The 17,986-nt window shown below is 69.0% G+C and carries 15 protein-coding genes, 1 pseudogene and 1 riboswitch; of the genes and pseudogenes, 3 read left to right on the forward strand and 13 right to left on the reverse strand.

The features are described 5' to 3' along the window. Window positions 1-71: 71 nt before the first annotated feature. Window positions 72-1,913 carry a DUF6055 domain-containing protein gene (locus LRA89_RS16175; protein ID WP_230771876.1) on the forward strand — a complete coding sequence of 614 codons (1,842 nt, stop codon included), beginning with the start codon at window positions 72-74 and terminating at the stop codon, window positions 1,911-1,913. A gap of 35 nt (window positions 1,914-1,948) precedes the next feature. Here LRA89_RS16175 and LRA89_RS16180 read toward each other — a convergent pair. From LRA89_RS16180 to LRA89_RS16230, 11 genes and pseudogenes are all read right to left on the reverse strand, one after another. After that, window positions 1,949-2,545 (reverse strand): annotated as a pseudogene (locus LRA89_RS16180) (replication initiator protein A); the annotation flags it as partial. Window positions 2,546-2,681: 136 nt separating this feature from the next. Next, window positions 2,682-3,704: a ParB/RepB/Spo0J family partition protein gene (locus tag LRA89_RS16185; RefSeq protein ID WP_230771878.1), complete on the reverse strand. Its 1,023-nt coding sequence runs from the start codon at window positions 3,702-3,704 to the stop codon at window positions 2,682-2,684. A gap of 158 nt (window positions 3,705-3,862) precedes the next feature. Further along, on the reverse strand, window positions 3,863-5,059 hold the full coding sequence (locus LRA89_RS16190; protein WP_230771880.1) for an AAA family ATPase: 1,197 nt from the start codon (window positions 5,057-5,059) through the stop codon (window positions 3,863-3,865). A gap of 87 nt (window positions 5,060-5,146) precedes the next feature. Next, window positions 5,147-5,671 carry a flavin reductase family protein gene (locus tag LRA89_RS16195; protein WP_055763205.1) on the reverse strand — a complete coding sequence of 175 codons (525 nt, stop codon included), beginning with the start codon at window positions 5,669-5,671 and terminating at the stop codon, window positions 5,147-5,149. Beyond that, complete coding sequence (locus LRA89_RS16200; RefSeq protein ID WP_230771882.1) at window positions 5,668-6,666, reverse strand: bile acid:sodium symporter family protein; 999 nt, start codon at window positions 6,664-6,666, stop codon at window positions 5,668-5,670. The genes LRA89_RS16195 and LRA89_RS16200 overlap by 4 nt, the downstream gene beginning before the upstream one ends. Then, window positions 6,663-7,697 carry a methionine synthase gene (locus tag LRA89_RS16205; protein WP_230771884.1) on the reverse strand — a complete coding sequence of 345 codons (1,035 nt, stop codon included), beginning with the start codon at window positions 7,695-7,697 and terminating at the stop codon, window positions 6,663-6,665. Before LRA89_RS16205 ends, LRA89_RS16200 begins: the two co-directional genes overlap by 4 nt. 196 nt (window positions 7,698-7,893) lie before the next feature. Further along, window positions 7,894-8,871 carry a putative oxygenase MesX gene (locus tag LRA89_RS16210; protein ID WP_230771887.1) on the reverse strand — a complete coding sequence of 326 codons (978 nt, stop codon included), beginning with the start codon at window positions 8,869-8,871 and terminating at the stop codon, window positions 7,894-7,896. A gap of 127 nt (window positions 8,872-8,998) precedes the next feature. After that, window positions 8,999-9,221, reverse strand: a riboswitch (cobalamin riboswitch). A gap of 41 nt (window positions 9,222-9,262) precedes the next feature. Then, a complete protein-coding gene (gene prfH / locus LRA89_RS16215; RefSeq protein ID WP_230771889.1) occupies window positions 9,263-9,892 on the reverse strand; it encodes a peptide chain release factor H in 630 nt (209 codons plus the stop codon). Further along, window positions 9,889-11,040 carry an RNA ligase RtcB family protein gene (locus LRA89_RS16220; RefSeq protein WP_230771892.1) on the reverse strand — a complete coding sequence of 384 codons (1,152 nt, stop codon included), beginning with the start codon at window positions 11,038-11,040 and terminating at the stop codon, window positions 9,889-9,891. The genes prfH and LRA89_RS16220 overlap by 4 nt, the downstream gene beginning before the upstream one ends. A 145-nt stretch (window positions 11,041-11,185) precedes the next feature. Continuing rightward, window positions 11,186-12,367 (reverse strand): N-methyl-L-tryptophan oxidase, encoded by a 1,182-nt coding sequence (solA, locus tag LRA89_RS16225; protein WP_230771894.1) that lies wholly within the window; start codon window positions 12,365-12,367, stop codon window positions 11,186-11,188. 5 nt (window positions 12,368-12,372) lie between these two features. Further along, a complete protein-coding gene (locus LRA89_RS16230) occupies window positions 12,373-14,583 on the reverse strand; it encodes a TonB-dependent receptor (protein WP_230771895.1) in 2,211 nt (736 codons plus the stop codon). A 149-nt stretch (window positions 14,584-14,732) separates the two neighbouring features. Between LRA89_RS16230 and LRA89_RS16235 the strand changes: the two genes are divergently transcribed. Next, a complete protein-coding gene (locus LRA89_RS16235; RefSeq protein ID WP_230771897.1) occupies window positions 14,733-15,902 on the forward strand; it encodes an MFS transporter in 1,170 nt (389 codons plus the stop codon). Next, window positions 15,899-17,131: a cytochrome P450 gene (locus tag LRA89_RS16240; protein WP_230771900.1), complete on the forward strand. Its 1,233-nt coding sequence runs from the start codon at window positions 15,899-15,901 to the stop codon at window positions 17,129-17,131. The genes LRA89_RS16235 and LRA89_RS16240 overlap by 4 nt, the downstream gene beginning before the upstream one ends. Here the strand turns inward: LRA89_RS16240 and LRA89_RS16245 are convergent. Together LRA89_RS16245 and LRA89_RS16250 are read right to left on the reverse strand one after the other, a co-directional pair. Then, entirely contained in the window at window positions 17,112-17,705 is a 594-nt protein-coding gene (locus tag LRA89_RS16245) for a TetR/AcrR family transcriptional regulator (protein ID WP_230771902.1), read from the reverse strand. The two genes, LRA89_RS16240 and LRA89_RS16245, sit on opposite strands and share 20 nt — an antisense overlap. A gap of 82 nt (window positions 17,706-17,787) precedes the next feature. Continuing rightward, the gene (locus LRA89_RS16250) at window positions 17,788-17,973 is read right to left on the reverse strand and encodes a hypothetical protein (RefSeq protein ID WP_162236463.1); all 186 of its coding nucleotides are present in this window, start codon (window positions 17,971-17,973) and stop codon (window positions 17,788-17,790) included. Between the last annotated feature and the right edge of the window lie 13 nt (window positions 17,974-17,986).

Genomic DNA, 17,986 nt, shown 5'->3' on the forward strand with positions numbered 1-17,986 from the left:
TTGAGGGGGAGCGAATGATGACCAACGGAACGATACGCGATGCGGTCAGGCCCTTTGCAGGGTTGCTCCCGATGACGATCCTGACCATGCTCGCGGCATGCGGCGGCGGCAGCGCCGGCGGCGGTTCGGTCACGCCGCCGCCGTCACCGCCGCCGGTCGTCACGCGGGATGCGTTTGGCTGCATCACCGGGGAATGGCGGGTGGCGGGTGGCGTGCCGGCGGAAACCCGATACCAGACCGACCATTTCGCGTTCCACTGGACCGGTGACGTCGTCGCCCAGGCGGATGTGGTCAAGGTCGGCCAGGCGCTGGAAAACGTCTATCGCGTCTACGCCACGACGATCGGCTTCAAGCCGCCGCAGTGCGAATCGCCGGACAAGACGAAAATCAACATCAACATCGCCGGGGACAACGGCATCAACGTGGCCGGCAGCCGGAACGGGACCGGCTATATCGATGCCAACGCGCTGGGGTTCGCGACACCGCGAACCGTCGCCCACGAGCTGGTCCATGTCTTCCAGAGCGCGACCCCGGGCTGGACGCACCTGCCGCAGTCGTTCTGGGAAACGCACGCCAATTATATGGTCGCGCAATTGCCCGATTTCCGCGGCGACGTCGATTGTTCGGAAGATGCGGTCAACGCCGCCTACCTGGCGCATGGCAACGCACGGACGCGCTACTGCGGCTGGCAGTTCTGGGATCGCGTCGCGCAGAAATACGGCTATGACGCGGTCAACGCCGTATGGACCGCGACGGGCATGGCGGGCGACCAATATGCCACCCTGGCCGCCACGCGCGGCTGGTCCGCCACGCAGTTGAACGACGAATTTGGCGACTGGGCGATCCGCAACGTGACATGGGATTATGTCGACCGCGCCGGATACGATCGCGGCGCCGTGTTCCGGAGCGCCTACGGTGGCTATGACCCTGACACGCCGGTCGCCTTCCGTGCGCGACGGCTGACCACGCTGGAGCCGATCGATCGCGCCGCCCGGCGCTTTGCGGTGCCGGCGGCATGGGCGCCGCAGCGCTGGGGCTATAATCTGGTGCGGCTGGTGCCGGATTCCGGAGCCTCCACGATCACCGTGGCGTTCCGCGGCGTGACCCAGGCGGCATCCGCGACACCGGCATTGCCCGGCGGCGCCAACGAGCCGCTGCAGGTGCCGTCCCCGGCATCGGGCTGGCGCTGGTCGGTGGTGATCGTCGACGCACAGGGCGCACCTCGCTACGCTCCCGTCCTTCAGGGGGGTGACGAAAGCCAGTCGGTGGCGATCCGGGCCGACGATCGCGCCGCCTATCTGATGGTCATGGCGACCCCGGTCGCGCTCCAGCATCTGGACGACGACCAGGTCTATTATTCCGTCTACCGGTATCCGTGGATGGTGCAGGTCGATGGTGCCATGCCTTGGGGCTACCAGCGCGACGTGCCGGACCGGATCGCCGGCGGCGTACGGCATCCCAACGGCAATGGCTGGGTCGGACCGGCGGCACGGGTCGATCCGTCGGTCTATGTCGGCCCCTATGCGCGCGTCTATGGCGGCACGGTGACCGGCAATGCGCGGATCGAGGATCATGCCATGCTGATGTCCGGTACGGTCGGCGACCGGGCACAACTGGCCGCGCTGACGACGCTGGGCGGTACGGCGACGGTGACGGGCGCCGCCCGGATCGGCGGCGTGTTCGACACGATCACGGGCAACGGCTTCGTGCTGTCCGGGTCCGCGCAGTTGCTGGGCGATGTCCAGATCTATGGGGACAACCGACAGATCGGGGCGCCGCTCTTCACCGGCTTCGCGACCGGCGTCTATTACGGGATGATCCTCCAGACCGACGGAAACGATCCCGCCCGCGGCGCACTGCGGACCGCGCCCGTGCCGGAGGTGACCGCAGTGCCGGCCTATCGCTGGCGGTGAGCACGGGAAATGTCGCGCGACTAAGGATTATACTGCACCCCGCCCGCCATCATCACCCCTTCCCAGAACCAGTTCGACAGCTCGATCGTCATGCCGCGCGACCGTTCGGTGGTTTCGTCGACCAACTGGGTCCAGCCATCGAGCCATGAGAAGGTCGCCTCGCGCCGGCCGCGCGTGGTGGCGGACGCACCGGTGTCGGCGCGGATGTTGGTCTTGATCGTCGTCGCTACCAACCGGTCGAGCGACTGGCCGAGCAGTTCGTACGACCGCCCGGTCGTCGGCCGGCCGATCGCGCGCAGCAGGTCATAGGGCATCAGGTGCAGCGTGCGCGGCACGTCATTGACCCCGCGCCTTGCCATGTCGGCCAGCACGCTGGCGCAATAGATCAGAATATCGGCGTCCCAGATCGTCGCCATGCCGAACTCGGCGTTGGCCGACACATGCACCCACAGCTTCCCGTCGGGACTCTTGTAATCGATCGGCTTGATGCGCTTGGTCTTGGCGAGGCTGAAGAATGGGCGTTCCATCATCTCGCGCTGGTCGCGCAGCGGCATGTCGGCGAGATAGGGGAGGAACAGGTCGAACTGCCCGGCGCCCTTCGTGCTTCCCTTCGGGGCGGTGGTGCCGGTCATCGGCCGGCCATCCCGGAAAGTTTCCCCGGGGAAACATCGGCGCGGGAGCGATGTGCGGAAAAGTTTCCCCGGGGAAACTTCCTCGCCGCACACCCCGGCGGGGCGCGAAGTTTCCCCGGGGAAACTTCTTGCCGCATCACCGCTGCAACCCCCGCCCCTGACGCTCCAGCTCGCCGAGCGCATGGCGCAGCATGCCCGCGAGTTCGTCCGGTCCGACGCCCGATCCGGCGTGCAGCCGCACCGTCACCCCCTGCCGACCGACCGACTGCACGCTGAGCGCGGTCCGGCCGTGCGGCGTTGTGCAGACGATCGGCACCGGCGCGGCGATGTGGCGATGTGGTGCGGCGAGCAGGCAGCGCAGCACCTCGGACGCGGGCAGCGGCGGCAAGCCGTCCTCGCGCAGCGCCGCCTGTTCCTCCACCAGATGCTTCGCCTCGGCCGTGATCGCGGCCGAGGCGGCGGGATCGTCGAGCGCCTGCGCCAGCGCATAGCCCGGCTTCAACTGCACCTCGGCGGGGGAGGCGAAAGCAGCGACGATCGCGTCGGGCAGCGCCGCGACCTTGAGCATCTTCGACAGCCAGCCCTTCGACAGCTTCAGCCGTTCGGCCATCCGCGTGGCGTGGTTGCCGTAATGCGTCTTGAGTGCCGCCGCATAGTTGCGCGCGCGCTCGAGGTCCGACACGTCGGCCCGCGCGCGGTTCTCCAGATCGGCGAGGCGGAACGCCGCCTCGTCGTCGAGCGTCGCGACCTGTGCCACGAAGCGCATCTCGGGATAATTGTTCGCGCGCAGCCACGAGATCGACCAGTGTCGCCGCGTGCCCGCGATGACCTCATAGTCGTGGGCCGCATCGCCCTCGATCCGGCGGACGACGGCGGGGACCTTCTGCCCACCCTCAGCGATGATCGAATCGATCAGCTCGCGACACCCCGCCTCGGTCAGATGCGCGTAGGAGCGCGCATTGCCCGGCCAGATTCGCACCCGCGCCGGATCGAGCAGCAACTGCGTCACCTGCCGCACCTCGCCCGACGCGACCCGCGCCAGCGCCGATTCACGCCCGAGCAGCGTCGTACCGCGCACGCGCTCCGGCGGGGCGGGGGAGGGGGCTGCGGCCTCGTCATCGAGCAATGCCGCCAGATAGTCGGACTGTTTACGTGCCATCGGATACCCCCTTTCGGCGGAACATATGCGGAACTTTCGCGTGTAGGAAAGGGGGGAGTTGGTGGCGGCCGCATCCGCCGGCGCGGATGCGTCGGACGGGCGGGGTGCCCGCCGGCCGGGCGGCCTGCGCGGCGGATGCCGCGCCGCGCCTTGCGCGATCAGGCCGCCGCAACCACCGCCTCCTCGCTCGCCGGCGTTACCCGGCCCCATCCCTGCCGCACCAGTTGCGCGATCTGCCCCATCGCCTCGTCGAGATTGGCACGGCAGCGCTTGTGCGTCTTGGGCGTGCCGATCGGCTTTTCGAGTTCGTAGATCGTCATCATCCGCATCGCCGCATGGCTGATCTCGGCGGATTCGAGGATGGGGACGGGGAGGAGCGCGGGGCCGAAGCTCTGTTCCATGATCGCGCGCACCATCGCATGGCTGGGATCGTTGCCGTCGAATTTGGAACAGATCAGCCGCACGAAGCTGTAATCGACCTCGATCCCCGCGCCGCTCAACTGTTGCAGCACCTGGTCCATCATCGACAGGAACTGGACGGTCGAACAGAAATCGGGCGTCGTCGCCGCCAGCGGCACCAGCAGCGCATTGGCCGCCTGCATCACCGCAAGGCTGATCGTGCCGAGCGCGGGCGGCGGATCGAGCAGCACGACGTCATAGTCGTGCGCCAGCGCGATCAGCCCGCGTTTGAGCTTGCGGAACCGCGCCGCCAGCACCGACTGCCCGTCGGACCCTGCCGCCGCCAGTTCATATTCCACGTCGAACAGTTCGAGGTTCGACGGGATCAGGTCGACGTTGGGCCACGGCGTCGTCTTGACCGCATAGGCCAGATCGTCCTGCGTCGGATCGATCGACAGATAGGGGTAGAGCGTTTCCTCGCGGGTGATGTTGAAATGCGGGTTGAAGCCGAACAGCGTCGTCGTCGTCGCCTGGCTGTCGCAATCGACCACCAGCACGCGGTAGCCCTGCACCGCGAAATAATGGGCGAGGTGGCAGGTGACGGTCGACTTGCCGACGCCGCCCTTGAAATTCTGCACCGCGATGATCGCCGGCACGTCGCCGGCCGAGCGGGCGGGGGAGGCGCCCAGCACCTGGCGCATGTGCAGCAGCTCCTGCACGGTATAGCCGATCCGCCGCCCGTTCTCGCCTGCCGGGGGGGCGGGCAGCCGGCCGTCGTCCTCGGCCATGCGGATGCGATTGGTCGAACAGCCGAGCAGCCCGGCCGCCTCGGCGATGCCGAAGCGGACGTTCAGTCCCTTGCGGCTTTCGGGCAGGAACGCTTTCCGCCGCAACCGCTCGATCATCCGTTCGCCGGCATCGGCCAGATCGCCGATCTGGGTCACGATTGCATTCATAATCCCACCCGATGACCGCTTTGAAGCTTGTTCGCCCGCGACACTGGACCGAATGCTTCAATCGTGCAAGCCCGTGGGCGGGCAGTGTCAGTCGATTGGCGTCAGCGTGTGGAAGCCGCTGGCGTGGAACACCAATGGCGCGATCCCCCCGGCGGTGGCGGCGCGGTGGAGGCGCAGCAGGATGATGTCGTGATCGCCAGCGACGATCTCGCGCTCGACCGAACAGTCGAGCCATGCGGTGGCATCCCCAAGGAACAGCGCGCCGTCGGGGGTGACGTCATAGGCGATGCCCGCGAACCGGTCGTCGCCGGGGCGGGCGAGCTGGCGCGCGGTGGCGGCCTGGGCGTGGCCGAGGAACGAGATGCCGATCCGCCCCAGCGTGCGAAGCTGTGCCCATGTCGCCGATCCGTGGCGGATGCACACCGATACCAACGGCGGCGCGATCGAGATGGCGACGAACGCGCTGGCCGTCATGCCGACCGGCCGGTCGCCGTCCATCGCGCACAGCGCGGTGACGCCGGTCGGGAAGTGGCCGAACAGCCGGCGCAGGTCGGTGTCGTCGCCGGGCGCGCGTAACGCATCGATCGCGCAAGGGGCGGGGGCGGGGGTCATGCCGCCACCTCCGCCGGCATGGCGGCCGGAGCGGTGCGCAGCGCATAGCGCCGGGCGAGCGCGGCACAGACCATCAACTGCATCTGGTGGAACAGCATCAGCGGCAGGACGATCAGCCCGACCGTGGCCGCCGGGAACAGGATGTTGGCGATCGGCAGTCCGCTCGCCATGCTCTTCTTGGAACCGCAGAACACGATCGCGATCTCGTCCTCCCTCGAAAAGCGCAGCAGCCGGCTCGCTATGGTGGTGAAGCCCAGCACCATCGCCAGCAGCGCACCGTCGAGCAGGAGGACCAGCCCCAGGTCCCGCGGCGTCACCCGGCTCCAGATGCCGGCGACCATGCCCGCGCTGAACGCCGCATAGACGACCAGCAGGATCGATCCGCGATCGACCAGCATCGTCAGCGTCTTCTTCCCCGCCAGCCAGTCGCCGATCAGCGGCCGCGCGCACTGGCCGACCACGAACGGCAGCAAAATCTGCAACGCGATGTCGCCGATCGCGTCGAGCGACATTCCGCCCGCCGCCGTGCCGAGCAGCAGCGTCGCCAGCACCGGGGTCAGCACCACCCCGACCAGGTTGGACAACGACGCGCAGCACAGCGCCGCCGCGACATTGCCGCGCGCGATCGAGGTGAAGGCGATCGACGACTGCACCGTCGAGGGCAGCAGCGCGACGAACACCAGCCCGGTGACGAGCCCGTCGTCGACATGGCCCTTGAGCGCGGCCATCATGCCCAGGCCGATCAGCGGAAAGACGGCGAAGGTCGTGGCGAACACCAGCGCCTGCAACCGCCAGTGCAGCATGCCTACCCAGATCGCCTGCCGCGACAGCCGCGCGCCATACAGGAAGAACAGCAGCGCGATGGCGCCATGCACCACCAGATCGAGCAGGTCCTTCGCCGGCCCGCGCGCGGGGAACAGCGCGGCGAGCGCGACCATGCCCATGATCGCGACGATATAGCCGTCGGGGCGCAGCCGGCGCAGGAGTGTCGTCAACCGTGGTCCCCCAGTTCGGCGCGGACGATCGCCGCGCCCGCGCACAGCGCGTTCAGCTTGCCGCGCGCCACGCCCTGCGACAGCGGGGCCATGCCGCAATTCGTCGCGGGATATAATTTGTCGGCATCGACGAACGCCAGCGCCCGGCGCAGCGTGTCGGCGACTTCCTCGGGCGTCTCGATCGCGTCGCTCGCCACGTCGATCGCGCCGACCATCACCGTCTTGCCGCGCACCAGCTCGATCAGCTCCATCGGCACGCGCGAATTGTGACATTCGAGCGAGATGATGTCGATCGACGAGCGCTGCAGGTTGGGGAAGGTTTCCTCATATTGCCGCCACTGCGACCCCAGCGTCTTCTTCCATTCGGTATTGGCCTTGATGCCATAGCCATAGCAGATGTGAACGGCGGTCCGCGCCTTCAGCCCCTGCGCCGCGCGTTCGAGCGTGGCGATGCCCCAGTCGTTCGCCTCGTCGAAGAACACGTTGAACGCCGGTTCGTCGAACTGGATGATGTCGACGCCCACCGCCTCCAGCTCGCGCGCCTCGTCGTTCAGGATGCAGGCGAATTCCCATGCCAGCTTCTCGCGGCTGCGGTAATGGCCGTCGTACAGCGTGTCGATCATCGTCATCGGACCCGGCAGCGTCCATTTGATCGGCTGCGTGGTCTGCGCGCGCAGGAAGCGCGCGTCGTCGACGAACACCGGTTTCGGCCGCGACACCGCGCCGACCACGCTCGGCACGCTGGCGTCGTAGCGGTTGCGGATGCGCATCACCTCGCGCTTCTCGAAATCGACGCCGTCCAGATGCTCGACGAAGGTCGTCACGAAATGCTGGCGCGTCTGTTCGCCGTCGCCGACGATGGCGATGCCCGCCTGCCGCTGATCCTCGACCGCGAGGCGCAGCGCGTCGCGCTTGCCCGCGACCAGTTCGTCGCCTTCGAGCTTCCACGGCGACCACAAGGTTTCCGGTTCGGCCAGCCAGAGCGGTTTGGGCAGACTGCCCGCAGTGGTGGTCGGCAACAACATCGTCATGATCGGGTGTCCTGTATTCGTGGTGCCGCTCTTGCGTCCGGTCGACCTTCGACCCGGAACGCCGGAACCGCTGCTCCCCTCCCTGACAAGGGAGGGGCTGGGGGTGGGTCGGCCTGCGAGGAAACGGGAGCGCGCCCAACCGGCCGACCCACCCCCGCCCCCTCCCTTGTCAGGGAGGGGAGACGCCGAACCCGGCCTATGCGTCCGAGAACAGCCGTTCGAGCAGCGCGCCGTGCGGGGCGATGAGCTGTTCCTCGGCGAAGCGGCCCTGTTCGACCGCCAGTCGGGCGCGTTCCTCGCGGTCGTAGACGATGCGGGTCAGCGAATAATCCTGCCACGTCAGGCTGGGGCGATAGCATTCCGCCGCGACCGAATTGGCGTTGTAGATTTCGGGGCGATAGATTTTCTGGAACGTCTCCATCGTCGCGACCGTGCTGGCGAGTTCGAGGTTGGTGTAATCGCCGACCAGATCGCCGCTGTGATAGAAGGCGAGCGGCGCGACCGCGTGTGGCGGCATGAAATAGCGCGCCTTCAGCCCCATCTTCGCGAAATAGGCATCGGTCGGCGACGACCGGTCGTTGCGATATTCGACCCCCAGGATCGGATGGACGTTGGCGCTGCGGTGATACACCTCGCGGCTCGATACGCTGAGGCAGATGACCGGCGGCTTGGCGAACCGCTCGCGATAGGCCGCCGAGTGCAGGAACAGCTTGAACAGCTTGCCGTGCAGTTCGCCGAAGCGCACCGGCGCGCCGGCGCCATGCTGCTTCAGATGGTCGGGCAGCACCACGCTGAAATCATAATCGCGGACATAGGAGGAGAAATTGTTGCCGACCATGCCGGGCACGCGCTCGCCGCCGACCTTGTCGACGATCGTCGTCTGCAGCACCTCGATCAGCGGAAACGCCCGGTCGCGCCCGTCGTCGTCGATCGTCAGCGCAGCCGACACGATGTCGAGGTCGAGGCCGTAGCGGTCGCCGGCCGGATTGTCCCAGTGCATCAGCGTGTTGAAGCGATTGTCGATCATCGCCAGCGTATTGCGCAGGTTTTCGCGGCACCGTTCGCCGCGCGCCAGATTGGCGAAATTGGTGGTGATGCGCGTGTTGTCGACGGGCCGATAGTCCTCGTCGAAAGGCATGCTGCTGATCGTGAAACTACACCCGCCGTCGGCCATGACTCACCTGCTTTTGCCGGACGGGGGCGCCGACGGCAGAACGCGCAGGGCGTGACGCGACCCGGACGGCGATTGCCGCAGGGCCGTGGCGTCGAAGCGCGATCCACCGGAGGAACCCCCGTCCGAGGAACATATGGCGTCGGAGGCAGGTCTCCTGGCTCACGGGTCGACACGGCGGTTCCGGCCTTCCCGGGCTTCGTCAAAAGCCCAGTGACACGAAAAGGAACCGCCGCTCACCGCTTACAGTTGCGGGGGCAGCGCCGGATTTTGCCCTGACAAGACATCACCGGCTTCCCGTCTTAGCCCCGTCGCCATCGCTGGAACGGGGAACCTCGACAACCGCCTTCAACACCATCGCCCGACGACTGTCAATGACGATATAAAGATATGTTTATATCGTTGAATGGTCGAATACGAACCGGTCCCCGCGATAGGTGCGGACCGCGTTGCCGCGCTCCAGCTCGCGGTTGCGTGTCCACAGGGTACGCTGGTCGCTGGCGTCGCGGTCGTCGCGCAGCGCGTCAAACAGCAAAGCGAGTTTCAGCCGGGCGATCCTGCGGTTGGCGAACTGGGATCGCTGCTCCTGCGAAAAGGCGGTGAGGCCGGTCGGGCTATGGGTGGCGCGCACCGCGCTGTCGGTCTTGTTGACATGCTGGCCGCCCGGCCCCGACGCGCGCAGCGTCTGGTAGCGGATGTCGGCGTCGCGCAGCGCGGGCACGTCGCCGTCGGCGGGCGCGCGGGTCGCGGCGACGAACCAGTTGCGCCGCCGGTGGAGCGGGCGAAGCGTACTGGCCCCGATCCAGCGGATCGTGCCGCACCGCGCGGCGACGAACGCTTCCGCGCCGTCGCCCGCCACCCGCAACAGCACCGACGCGGCGGCATCGCCGACCGGCTCGACCGGTTCGCACACGAGGCCCGCCGCCGCCGCCTCGCGCGCCCAGACCCGGACCAGTCGGCCGACGACCCATTCGCACTCCGCCGGCCCCTGACCGGCGGAGAGGTGCAGGATGATCTCGCTCATGGCCGCCTCGTCTTGTAGGTGAGCAGCGGGCGGAGCGTGGCGACCGGTTCGACCAGTTCGGCATCGGTCAGGTCGCGCACCACCTGATGGATGTCCTTGTACGCCTGCGGGGCCTCCTCATAGATCAGGTCGCGATCCTCGCAGATGACGCGGCTGCCGAGTTTGGTCCGTTCGAGGTCGGCGATGCGGAAGCGGCCCGACAATCTGCCGCGCGCCTCGCTCCGGCTCCATTTGCGGCCGGCACCATGCGCCAGCGAATGGAGCGCCTCGCCCGCACGGGCATCGATCGGCCGGACGAGATAGGTCAGGTCGCCGCGCGATCCGGGGATGACGATCATCCCCCGATCGGCGGGTGCCGCGCCCTTGCGGTGGAGCCACCCGCCCCGATACGGCGTGACGCTGTTGTGGCAGATGTCGAGCAGGCGCACGCCGTCGCCGCCGATCCGGTCGAGGAACCGTTCGGCGATGGCCGCGCGGTTCAGGATCGCCCAGCGTATCGCATCGTCATGCGCCGCCAGATAGGCATCGCCCGCCGCCTCGCCCGCGATCAGCCCGGCGACATTGTGGCGGGCGCGGTGATTGTCGAGGATCGCCTGGCCCAGCCCGCGCGATCCGCTGTGGACCATCAGATGGACCGCAGCGGTATCGAGCGGCGCGTCGGCGACGAACGTCTGTTCGACGCGCAGCAGCTCGGCGAAGTGATTGCCGCCGCCGATCGTGCCCAGCGCCTCGCCCGCGATCACCGGCAGCCCCGCCGCCGCCAACCGCTCGGCGGCATCGGGCAGGGGGGTCTCCAGCCCGTGCAGCTTGCGCTCGACGGTGTCGGGACGGAATTTGCGCAGGGTGAGCGAGGTCGCCCACAATCCCATGCCGCAGCCGATGTCGCTGCCGACCAGATGCGGATAGACGTACGCCCGCGACCAGAAGGCGGCGCCGACCGCGATGCCGCGCCCGGCATGCAGGTCGGGCAGGCCGACGATGGCATCGATGCCGGGCAGGGTGGCGGTGTGGTGAAGCTGGTCGATCGCCGCCTGTTCGATCCAGCTATCGGACGAGGCGATGACGCGGATGGTCGTCGAAGAAGCCGTGGCGTCGTCGCCACCGCTGGAAATCAGGCGATCGTGATCGCCCGTGGGGGAAGTGCCCATGTCGTATGTTCCGGAACCCGGGGAGTGAGAATGGCGATGGGTGCGGTCGCTGCGCGCATGGCTTCACTCCTTATGTTCGGGTTGGAAAACGAGGTTGTCCGATAGCGCGGTCGTGGCGGCGTTGCAACCGTGCGGGTCGGGATCGTCACGCCGGCAGGGCGACCGCGTCGAAGCGCGACAGCGCGAAACCGGCAAGGTCGATCGCGTCCGCCTCGCCCGCCAGGCGCTGGGCGATCGCCTCGCCGATCGCCGCCGAATGTTTGAAGCCATGCCCCGAACAGGGAGAGGCGACCAGCACCCGGTCCATCGCCGGATGGCCGCCGATCGCGAAATGCGCGTCGGGCGACTGGGTATACAGGCAGGTCGCGGATCGCGCGGCATCGGCGCGCACCCCGCGCAGCCGCCCGGCGACATGCCCGGCGTACATCGCCGCCGCTTCGTCGGGACCGGCGGTGCGGTGCATCGTGTCGGGGGTCACGCGGACCGGGGGTTGTTCGTTGGCGGTCTTGATCGTGCAGCCGCCGTCGATCGAGGGAAAGCCATAGAAATCGCGCGTCCGGTCGGCATGCGACCAGATGAAGGTCGGCCCGTTCGCCCATGCCGCCGCCAGCGCCGGCACCGGATCGAGCGGAAACCAGTGCATCACCTGCCGCGTCGGGGTGAGCAGCGAGGCGAACGGCTCCCCCAGCAGCGCGCCGGCCCAGCTTCCCGCAGCGACCACCACCTGCGCGGCGGTGATGCGTTCGCCCCCGGCCAGTTCGATGGCGACGCCGCCGGTGACCGGGTCCAGCGCCACCGCCGTCTCGCCGAAGCGGCAGAGGCCACCCGCCGCCCGCGCCAGCATCAGGTTGGTCGCGATGCAGCGTTCGACATGGAGATAGCCGCCGCCCGGTTCGAAACAGCCATGGTCGGCGTCGCCCGGCGCGAAATGGGGAAAGCGGTGGCGGATGGCGTCGGCGTCGAGCTGTTCATGGTCGATGTCGAACCGTTCGGCGGCGGCGATCGTGCGGCCGAGGAAGCTGTCCGCCGCCGGACCGCCGCCTTCGGCCAGCACGAGGCAACCCGATGCGGTCAGCAACGTGCGGCCGGTGCGCGCCTCCAGATCGAGCCAGATCGCATGGCTGCGCAGGGCGAGCGGGACATAGGCCAGCCCCTCGCCGATCGCGCGGCGGGTGATCCGCGTCTCGCCGTGCGACGATCCCCAGATGTGCGGCGGCACGAACCGGTCGATGCCGACGCAGTCGAGCCCGCGTTCGGCCGCCTGCAACAGCGTCGCGCTGCCGACTGCGCCCAGCCCGATGATCGCGACGTCGAACCGGTTCGCCATGACGATCAGTAGCTGTAGCCGACCGACAGGCCGATGGTGCGCGGGGTGATGACGCTGATCGCGGTGCCGCTCGCCGGGGTCGCGGCGGTGCGATAGGCCGCGCCCAGACGCCCGCGCTGGTCGGTCACGTTGCGCGCGAACACCGTGAAGGCCAGCGGGCCGCTGCGCACGCCGCCGCGCAGGTCGAGCGTGGCATAGGATGGCAGCACCACCCGCGGCACGCCGGCGCGCGCCTGGAATTCGGCGATGCGCCGGCCGTTGTAGACCGCCGTGCCGCCGATGAAGCCGGTGACGTCGTCGCCCAGCGCCACGTCCTGATCGGCGGCGACCGATCCCGCCCAGCGCGCGCTGTAGGGCAAGCGGTCGCCTTCGGTCCCGAACAGCGCGGCGGTGCGGCCCGCCGGCAGGTCGCGGGTCAGCGCGGCATCGGTATAGGCGCCCGTGACCGCGACGGTGCCGCCGTCCCACGGGCGCAGGTCGACGCTCGCCTCCGCGCCACGGCTGCGCGCGCGGCTGCCGTTGGTGTAGAACAGATAGCCGCTGGTCGGGTCGTTCCCCGACAATTGCACGTTGGTCCAGTCGATCCAGAACAGGCTGACGTCGAACCCGATCCGGCGATCGGGGGTCAGCCCCTTCAGCCCCAGTTCGTAGTTGGTCGTCCGGTCGCTGTCGAACGACGGCGGCAGGCTGGGCAGGTTGGTGTTGGGGCCGCCGGGGCGATAGCCCGACGCGATCCGGGCATAGGCGGTCAGGTCGCGGCCGATCCGCCAGCGCGGCGACACCAGCCACGTCGCGGCGGTTTCGCGGAAGCGCTGGACATTGGCGGTGGTGCCGCCGTTGAGCGGCCCCGACAGCGCCTGGCGGTACACCTGCCGGTTCTCCGCCACGCGCCCGCCGAACTGGACGTCGAACGCCGGGGTGAAGTGCCAGGTGAGCGTGCCGAACGCGGCAAGATCGCGGAAGGTGGACGGGATGTTGCCGGCGTACAGGTTCGCGCTGTCGCCGCCGGCGAGCGCGTCGAGGCTTTGCAGCGCGACCGTATCCTCATCGGTGTAGAAGCCGCCGACCAGCCAGTCGATCGTGCCGCCGGGCTGCGAGGCGAGGCGCACTTCCTGCGTCCATTTGTCGGTGTTGATCGTGTTGCTCAGGATCGCGCGGCGACCGGGATAGCCGAAGCGGGTCAGCACGGCGGCGAACCGGTCGGTCGAATCGGTCGGCGTGTTGTAGCGGCTTTCGCCATAGCCGGTGATCGAGCTCAGCTCGGCCCCGCCCAGATCCCATGCGACCCGCCCCTGGTACAGCCGGTTGCGCACCGCATAGGGCACCGGCCGCGCCGACAGCGGCGCGGCCCAGCGGCCGAACGGCGACGATCCGTTGCCGGCAAGGAAGACGGTCGGGGCGTCGGTGCCCGACAGGTCCTGCGTCAATGCCTGCACGGTGATGGTCAGCGCATCGACCGGCCGGGCGAACAGCGCGACACGGCCGCCCCATACCCGCCCGCTGTTGGCGTCGTCGACCCGTGACAGCGTGTTGTCGATGAACCCCGGGTCCTGCCGGTAGAAGCCGTTGACGCGCACCGCCACCCGGTCCGCGACGATCGGCAGGTTCACCGATCCGCGCGCGAAGGCGCCATCGTCGCCATGCGCGATCGATTGGCCGCCGAATTCGAACGCGGCGCGGGTGCGCGACGGATCGGGGGTGGCGGTGACGTATTTGATGAGCCCGCCCAGATTGTTCGCGCCGTACAGCGTGCCCTGCGGCCCGCGCAGCACCTCGACCCGCTCAAGATTCGACGGATCGAGATCGGGGGTCAGCCGGTCGCCATAGCCGGCGAAGGACGACGATCCGAACGGGGTATCGTCGACGGTGGTCGACACCGTCGGATTGGCCCCGCGCCCGGTGGTGATGCCGCGCAGCGCGACCGTGGTGAAGCCGCCGCCGCCGGTGTAGCTGAGCCCGGGCACCCGGTCGAAATAGTCGCGAAGCTGGGTCAGATTCTGTCGCGTCAGGTCGGTGGCGTCGATCGCCGTCACCGATACCGGCACGTCGATCAGCCGTTCGACCCGCTTCTGCGCGGTGACGACGATGTCGCCGGGCGCATCGGCGACATCGGTTACGGGCGCGGGATCGGCGGCCTGCGCTTGCGCCACGTCGCTCCACCCCGCCACCGCGATGATCGCACCCAGCGCGACGCCATTTTTCCCGATGTTTCGCATAGCCCACCCCGTCGTTACCATTGCACCGCCAGCAGAACAATACACAGGTGTATCGTCAACGCATACGAATGTGATGGGGATTAAAGCTTAGCTATTCGCCGGTTTTGGCATCTGCGATACATCTGTGTATCGTCGCGCCGATGAAAGCCATGGCGGTCCCCGGTTCGACACGCGCCCACCCGTTCCGGTTCTGGACGGGGCTGGCACCGCGCGACTGGGCGGCGGTCGCGGTCGCGCTGATCGCCGTGACCCTGCCCGACGTCATGCCGGTGATGGTCGCCGCGTTGCAGCGGCAGTTCGGCATCGGGCCGGAGGCGGCGGGGGCGGTCGTCTCGGCGAACATGGGCGGCATCCTGCTGGCCACCGCCTTCGCGCCGTTGCTGCTGGCGCGCGCGCGGGAACGCACGTTGCTGCACGCCGGGCTGGCGGTGATGGTCGCGGGCAATATCGCGACGATCTTCGTCGCCGATTACGGGGTGCTGATCGGCGTGCGCGCGCTGTCGGGGCTGGGCGAGGGTCTGGCCTGTGCCGTCGCCTATGGCCTGATGGCGCGGTCGGCGCGGCCGGGAGTGTCGGTCAGCCTGTATGCCGCCGGGCAGAATGTGATCGCGGCGGGCGGCATGGCGATATTGACGCTGATGATGGCGGCGCACGGCCCGGCGATCTTCTATATCGCGGTATCGGTCGTCGCGCTGCCCGCGTTGCTGCTGGTGCCGATCGCGACGCGCGACGCCCCGCCCCGCGCGGTCGCCAGCCTGCGCCGGCCGGTGCCGGCGGCCGGCATCGCGCCGCTGGTCGCCATCTTCCTCGTCTTTACCGGCATGGGGTTGAGCTGGACCTTCCTCGAACGGATCGGCAGCGCGCACGGGCTGGCGGCGGCGGGCATCGCGACGCTGCTGTCGCTGGCGGCCTCGGCCGGGATGGTCGGCCCGCTGCTGGCGGCGCTGGTCGCCGACGCCCTGCGCTTTCGCCCGGTGTTGCTGGCGGTGGCGGGGGCGGTGGTGCTGGCCGCGATCGGGCTGGGCATCGGCGGCGGCGCGGTGGTGATGATCGCCGCCGCCTGCCTGCTGCGCTTCACCTGGGCGTTCGTCTATCCGTTCCTGTTCCGGCTGATGGCCGAACGCGAGCCGAGCGGCCGTGCCGCCACCGTCACCCCGCTGGCGACGGCGGCGGCATCGACCGTCGCGCCGGTGCTGGGCGGCACGCTGCTCGAACGGGTCGGGCTGGGCGCGTTGCTCGGCGGGTCGGCGGCGCTGGTGCTGGCGGGGCTGCTGCTGGCGTTGTGGATCGCGCCGCACGCCCGAAAGCCCGCCGCATGACCGATGCCCCATGGTCGCACGACCTGCCCTGGCCCGACGACCTGCCGCCGTTCGATCCGTTCGACCCCGCGATCCAGGCCGATCCGTATCGCCATTATGCGTGGTTGCGCGCCCATGCCCCGGTGGTGCGCGCCGGGCGGGCCGATGCGCCGCTCTACCTCGTCAGCCGCTATGACGACGTCCTTGCCGGGTTGAAGGATGCGACGGCGTTCGTCTCCACCCCGCCCGGCGGCGCGATCATTCCGGGGCTGCTGCTGATGCTCGATCCGCCGCTGCACGGACCGATGCGACAGACGATCAGCCGGGCGTTCAGCCCGCGCGCGGTGAACGCGATCGAGGATGCGGTGCGGACGCTGGTCGCGACCCATTGGGACCGGTTCCTTGCCGCCGGCGGCGGCGATGCGGCGGCCGGCTTCGCGACGCCGCTGACGATGGGCGTCATCGCGACCGTACTGGGCATCACCATCGACGATGCCGCGCGGATGCGCGACTGGACCAATTCGGCGGTCGACTTCATCGCCACCCGCATCCGGGGCGTCGTCAATCCCGATGCCAGCGTCGACAGCTATGCCGCCATGCGCGCGTTCATGGCCGATGCGATGGACCGCGCCGCCGCCGATCGCGCCGCCGGGCGCGGCCGCGATACGGTGATCGACGCGCTGGCCGCGCTGCGCGACGAAGGCGCGCTGACCGCCGAGGAGGCCGATGGGTTCGCCTGCCTGTTGTTCATGGCGGGGCATGAGACGACGACGCTGTTGTCGGTCAATTGCCTCGACCAGTTGGCGCGCGATCCGGCCGCGCTGTGGTGGTTGCGGGCGGGGGGCAGTCCGGCGGCCTTCGTCGACGAGATGCTGCGCCATCGCCCCTCGGTCCATCGCGTCACCCGCTATGCCGCGCGGGCGACGACGATCGCGGGATGCGCCGTGCCGTCGGGCGCGCCGGTCCGCTTCCTGATCGCGTCGGCCAACCGCGACGCTGCGCGCTTTCCCGATCCCGATCGCTTCGACCCCGACCGTCGTGGGGCGCCGCATGCCGGGTTCGGCTTCGGCATGCACATCTGCATGGGATCGTGGCTCGCCCGCCTCGAACTGCGGCTGATGCTGGCGCATATCGCGGCGACCACCGCCACCATCGCCGCGAACGGCCGGCGGGTGCCGGTGGAGGGCGGGGCGTTCGCGACCAGCGGCCTGACCCGCCTCGACCTGTCGGTCACCCGGCGGTCTGCGTGACCCCGCCCAGCGGGCCGGTCAGCGCCCGGATGTAGAGCGGGGTCAACTCGGCCCGGCGGGCGTCGTCGCGCTGCGCATCCAGCGCATAATAGCCGACCTGATGATAATAGGTGATGCGCGCGCGCACCAGCGCCTCGTCCGCGCCATAGCCATAGTCGAGGAACAGGCGGCACAGCGCGCCGATCCGTTCGTCGTCCACCGCATGGACGACCGCCCGCACCGCCGCATCGCCGCGCGCCCATTCGCGCACCGCCGCGTCATAGGCCGAACTGAACCCGTGTTCGTCGACCCACAGCCCCGCCAGTCGCGTGAACCGCGCGTCGGGATCGCCCGGCCCGTCCAGCGCCGCCAGCATCGGCGCGGTGTTCGTCTCGCGCCAGTCGTCGAGCAATGCTTGAAGCAGTTCGGCATGGCTGCTGAAGCGCCAGTAGAAGCCGCCGCGTGTTACCCCGCATTCGCGCGCGAGGCGATCGATCTTCACGGCATGGATGCCGTCGCGGATCAACGTCGCCCGCGCCGCCTCCAGCCAGGCGCGCGTGGACAGTTTTGCGGCAGGGGCTAGGGCGTCGGTCATCGGCCTCTCCAACCCGCTTTCGACCGGCATCTCAAGGGCATCGCCGCAAAACCCGCTCTTTCGCGCCTTTTTGGACGGTCGCTCAGGCCTGGGTCGGGGTGGGATCGTCGTCCGGGATCGGCATCGCGATCGATTCGTCCTCGGCACCCTCTTCGAGCGCCGCCTGCAGTTTGGCGATCTCCAGATCGGCGACGCCGCTGCCCGTGGGTTGGATCGGCAGGTCGGCGGGGGACGCAATGTCATGGTCGGATCGGGTGGTGTCGGTCATGGCCTGCTCCTGA

Source organism: Sphingomonas sp. Leaf4, from assembly GCF_920939515.1.
Taxonomy (GTDB): domain Bacteria; phylum Pseudomonadota; class Alphaproteobacteria; order Sphingomonadales; family Sphingomonadaceae; genus Sphingomonas.